General features: G+C 42.6%; 4 protein-coding genes. All 4 read right to left on the bottom strand.

The genetic code is table 11. The annotated features are described in order from the left end of the window. A partial coding sequence (gene truD / locus NTV63_01355; GenBank protein ID MCX6709585.1) for a tRNA pseudouridine(13) synthase TruD occupies positions 1-726 on the bottom strand: 726 nt, incomplete at its 3' end. Positions 727-771: 45 nt separating this feature from the next. Then, a complete protein-coding gene (locus NTV63_01350) occupies positions 772-1428 on the bottom strand; it encodes an adenylate kinase (protein MCX6709584.1) in 657 nt (218 codons plus the stop codon). Positions 1429-1467: 39 nt separating this feature from the next. After that, on the bottom strand, positions 1468-3771 hold the full coding sequence (locus tag NTV63_01345; GenBank protein ID MCX6709583.1) for a CDC48 family AAA ATPase: 2304 nt from the start codon (positions 3769-3771) through the stop codon (positions 1468-1470). 246 nt (positions 3772-4017) lie between these two features. Beyond that, positions 4018-4302 (bottom strand): hypothetical protein (locus tag NTV63_01340; GenBank protein ID MCX6709582.1); only part of this gene is annotated, 285 nt, incomplete at its 5' end.

Raw genomic sequence — 4302 nt, 5'->3', positions numbered from 1 at the left:
CCCCACAAAGTCCCTTGGATTTTTTGAAAGGTATGAGATTAAAGGGATTTCAAGGTAATTTTTGGTTTTTGGAATCAGCTCTTCCCAGTTCCCCCAGCTCTTCTCCAGCTCATCAGAGGGTATGCTGAAATTCAGGATGAGCTTTGCTGCATTCTCAAAGTTTTTCTTTATCAGCGATTTTCCGATTTCATAGTTGTTTTTTGAGAATCTCTGCTCGTCAAAATAGTTTGGTATGAAAATTTTGCATGATGAAATTTTTCTTCTTATGTCCTCAAGGATTATTGCCTTTTTGCTTTCATCTAGAGCAAAATCCTCCCTGATTTCCTCTTCAATAATCTTGTTGGCAAACCTTATGAAGTCATTGTCAGAAAGGTTTCTTACAGTTATTGCAAAGTCATTCCCATAAAGGTCTCCTATCCCTATTTTCAGATAGCCCTTTCCCAAGAAGTTCAGTTCAATGTCCTTAAGTGATATTTTCTCCAAATCAGGATTTCCATACCATAAGGAAATCATCTGCTCTGTAACTGCCTTTTTGTCTTTGGTCCCAGCATAGCTGAAATTGTCCCTTCTTATTCCTGATTTATTGGAAATGTCAGATATTGCCTTTTCAGTTGTGTAATTTTTTTTCTTTAGAACGTAATATGAATAATCTCCCTTTTTCCTGAGTTCAACATTGCTCACTTCCTTTACTGTGAAATCCTCTGGAAGCTCCTTTATCTTATGCATGAGAAATAAGTTGGCATCTGCCCTTTAAAATGCTTTTTATTGATTTTATTGTTCCTGCTGTTCAAATTCCCGGTTTTTTATTTTCTTCATTATTTCCGCGTGCACTTCAGAAATGACTTGCTCCCCGTTTATTGAAATAAGGTTTCCTGCCTTTCTAAATATGGAAATTACAGGTTCAGTAAGTCTGTGGTAAATCTCAAGCCTTCTCTCAATTGAGTTTTCATCATCATCCTTCCTTTTAAGAAGAGGCAAACTGCACTTGTCGCAAATCATTTCTTTTTTTGGCTTTGGTCCTGTGAAGGTGTTGTATCCTGCACCGCACTTTGCGCAGTAATACCTGTTGAGAAGCCTTTTTCTTGTGCTGTCATCGCTTACCTCAATGAATAGTGCAATGTCAATCTTTGAAATTGATGAAATGAATCTTGCCTGCTCAGAATTCCTTGGGTATCCGTCAAGGATAAAACCGTTCCTGCAGTCATCCTGTGCAATCCTTTTCTTGACAATCCTGTTTGTAACTGAATTAGGGACAAGCCTTCCCCGCTTTATCAGGGCGTCTGCCTTTTTCCCAAGCTCAGTTCCTTTTGCAATTTCTTCCCTGAAAATATCCCCTGTTGAAATATGGGGTAATTTATATTCATTTGAAAGAAGCTTTGCCTGGGTTCCCTTTCCGCAGCCAGGGCTTCCTAAAAGGATTATTTTCATTTTTCCTCTTTTGAATTGCGCATTGACTTTAAGATTTTCTCAGCCGAAGTATCCTGGCTTTTCATCCTTTACGTCTTTTTTGACATAGGATGACTTGAAGCTGTCCCTGAATGCAGAGTATGCCTTTATGACATCCTTTGTGACAGAAGCCCCTGTCTTCTTTATGGCATCTGAAAAGTCCTTTTTTGTGACTTCCTTTGCTTTTATGTCGTTCCTGAGCGCAAGTATTGCTGCCTCCCTGCAAAGTGATTCTATGTCTGAACCCACAAAACCTTCTGTCTTTTTTGCAACATCATCAAGATCAACGCCCTTAAGGGGCATGCCTTTAGTGTGAATCTTGAAAATCTCAAGCCTTGCCTTCTCATCAGGCGCTTCTGTCATTATAACCCTGTCAAACCTTCCTGGGCGAAGGAGCCCATTATCCACCATGTCAGGCCTGTTGGTTGCTGCGATTATAACCACATCATGTAGCTCTTCCAGGCCGTCAATCTCTGTAAGCAGCTGGTTTATCACCCTGTCTGTAACATGGGAGTCTGATGTTGATAATCCTCTCTTGGGTGCAAGCGCATCAATCTCATCAAAGAATATTATTGCAGGGGCATTCTGCCTTGCCTTCTTGAATATTTCACGCACTGCCTTTTCAGATTCGCCAACCCACTTGCTCAAAAGCTCAGGTCCTTTCACAAGGATGAAGTTTGCCTGAGACTCATTTGCAACTGCCTTTGCAAGAAGGGTCTTCCCTGTTCCAGGGGCGCCGTATAACAGTATTCCCTTAGGAGGTGTTATCCCAAGCCTCTTGAATGCCTCTGGATTTTTTATGGGCCACTCAACAGCCTCCTTTAATTCCTGCTTTATCTCCTCTAGCCCTCCGATGTCGTTCCATTTTATGGTTGGGATTTCCACAAGAACCTCTCTCATTGCAGATGGCCTTACAACTTTCAGAGCATCCCGGAAGTCCTTCTGCTTCACAATGAGCTTTTCAAGAATATCCTTTGGAAGGGGCTCGTCCTCCTTTGTCTTAAGATCTGGAAGAACTCCCCGGAGAACAATCATTGCCGCCTCTTTTGCAAGTGATTCAAGGTCTGCTCCCACAAAGCCGTGCGTTATTTCTGAAAGCTCCTTTAATTCAACATCTTTTGCGAGGGGCATATCCCTTGTGTGAATCTTGAGTATCTGAAGCCGCCCTGTCTTGTCTGGAACATTTATCTCAATTTCCCTGTCAAACCTTCCTGGCCTTCTTAATGCCGGGTCAATCAGGTTAGGAACATTTGTGGCAGCAATAACCACAACTCTTCCCCTTGACTTCAGCCCGTCCATAACAGCGAGAAGCTGGGCTACAACCCTTCTTTCAACCTCGCCCTTGCTTTCCTCCCTTTTTGAGGCGATTGCGTCAATTTCATCTATGAATATTATTGACGGGGCATTCTTCTCGGCATCCTCAAACTTCTTTCTTAGGTTTTCCTCGCTCTGTCCATAATACTTGCTCATTATTTCAGGCCCGTTTATCAGGATGAAATGGGAGCTTGTCTCGTTTGCAACTGCCTTTGCAAGAAGCGTCTTTCCTGTTCCAGGAGGGCCGTGAAGAAGCACTCCCTTGGGGGGCTCAATTCCAAGGCGCTGGAAGATTTCCGGATGCTTCAGCGGAAGCTCAACCATCTCCCTGACTTTCTTTATCTCATCATCAAGCCCGCCGATGTCCTCATATGACACTTCAGGTATCCTTTCCTCTGAAACCTCAACTGCTTCTGGATTGAAGTGTATCTCTGTGTTCTCTGTGATTATCACTGCCTTTTTGGGGTTTGTCTCAACAATCATGAACTTTATGTCTGAGAATCCGAATCCAAATGCGCTTTCGTTGAAATCGCTTCCGAGCGCCTTGAAAACATCAGACAAATCTGAAACAAGGTCTGACTGGCTGAGGGTTGTCCTTCTCGTCTTTGCACCGCCAAGGCTCACTATGTCGCCCTTGACAACGCATCTTCCAAGAAGCCCCTGCTTGAATATGTTCGGCGGATTTGCCTTGACATACACATCTTTTCTTGCAGGGGATATTGTTACTTTCTTTGCCTCTTTAACATCCGCCTTTCTTATGATTGTGCTTTCTCCTATGCTTGTGGAGGCGTTTCTTCTTGTGAGCCCGTCCATTCTTACAATGTCAAGCCCTTCATCTCCGGGATAAGCCCGTTCCACAAGCGCAACTGTCTTTCTTGCGCCCTCAAGCTCAACTGCATCGCCGGGCCTCACACTGAGATGAGTTCTTGAAGCATTGTCAAGGCGTATGATTCCCTTGTTTACATCTTCTGGAAGCGCTTCTGCAACTTTAAGCTTTATCTCTTCTATCACTTTTTATCACCATTCTTTGTTGATTTTATATGATATTTCCGCATTATTTCAATGTATGCTGAAATTCTGCTAGTTTAAATTAATTTTGGTTATTTTCAGATGAATTTTAGGGCAATATGGCTGCTTCGTTTATCCGGGCAATTAAGGTTCCCGATGAAATTTTATGGTAAGCAATGTTAAATCTAATTCAGATTAATTCTAAAAAAAATATTAAGAAAAAATTCTGAATGGGCAGGTATTTTCTGCTCATCCGATATACTGCTGGTTTGTCTTTTCAGAAACCCTCGGAACAGGTATTGGCGGCGGAAGCCCTATCTCCCTGCTTACAATAACTGATTCTATTGTGCTTCTTGCAAGTATTGAGTCAATGATTGGCCTGGCAAGAACCTGGCTTATGGTTTTGTCCTTCTTCCACTGCTTAAGCGCATCCTCGGCAATCTTATCCTCTTCAACATCAATAAGCTCACCCTCAAAAACAACCTCGCCCAACCCCGGCTCATATGCTGACTTGAATTCAAACATAATCTTGAG

This window comes from Candidatus Woesearchaeota archaeon (assembly GCA_026394965.1).
Classification (GTDB): domain Archaea; phylum Nanobdellota; class Nanobdellia; order Woesearchaeales; family 0-14-0-80-44-23; genus JAPLZQ01.
The sequence above is the reverse complement of the archived record's forward strand: the minus strand, read 5'-3'. Positions and strand labels throughout refer to the sequence as shown.

Bases quoted from the DNA above. Each gene is read 5' to 3' on its own strand.
- NTV63_01350 (MCX6709584.1), bottom strand. From the start codon at position 1,428: ATGAAAATAATCCTTTTAGGAAGCCCTGGCTGCGGAAAGGGAACCCAG.